Annotated in this window: 1 protein-coding gene; it reads right to left on the minus strand. The window is 69.0% G+C overall.

The features are described 5' to 3' along the window. Positions 1 to 7: 7 nt before the first annotated feature. On the minus strand, positions 8 to 646 hold a 639-nt coding region (locus FHD67_RS20255; RefSeq protein WP_139599867.1), incomplete at its 5' end, for a beta-barrel domain-containing protein.

Below are 646 nucleotides of genomic sequence, written 5' to 3' on the forward strand. Positions count from 1 at the left end.
GCGCTGATCAGCTTTCGCGGAACGCGCGATTGAAGTAGTCGGCCAGCGGCTTCATCAGGTAGGCCATCGGGCTGCGGTCGCCGGTCTGGATATAGACCTCGACCGGCATGCCGGGCACCAGTGCCAGCCCGCCCAGCTTGTCCAGTTGGTCGGGCGGGATCGAGACCTCGGCCCGGTAATAGGGGGTCCGCGTCGCCTCATCCAGCAGGGCATCGGCGGAGATGCGGTCCAGCCGCCCGTCGATTTCCGGCGTGGTGCGCGACGAGAATGCGGAAAAGCGCAGGACGACCGGCTGGCCCAGCTGGATCTCGTCGATGTTGATCGTCGCCACGCGCGCGCCGATCACCAGCGGGCGGTCCTGCGGGATGATGTAGAGCAGCGGGTCGGCGGGCCGGATCACCGACCGCGGCGTGGTGACCTGCATGTTGTAGACGACGCCCGACACGGGGGCGCGGATCTCCAGCCGGTCCAGCTGTTCGGTCAGGCTGCGGCGGCGTTCGGCCAGCTCCAGCTCGCGATAGCCCAGATCGCCCAGTTCCGTCTCGGCCATCTCGCGGCGTTCGGCGGCCAGGCGCAGGCTCTGGATCTGCAGTTCGGTCTGGCGGATCGCGGCCGAGGCGCGGCTGGCCTGCAGCGACCCCAGTTC

It is taken from the genome of Paracoccus haeundaensis, from assembly GCF_006239215.1.
In the GTDB taxonomy this organism is placed as follows: domain Bacteria; phylum Pseudomonadota; class Alphaproteobacteria; order Rhodobacterales; family Rhodobacteraceae; genus Paracoccus; species Paracoccus marcusii.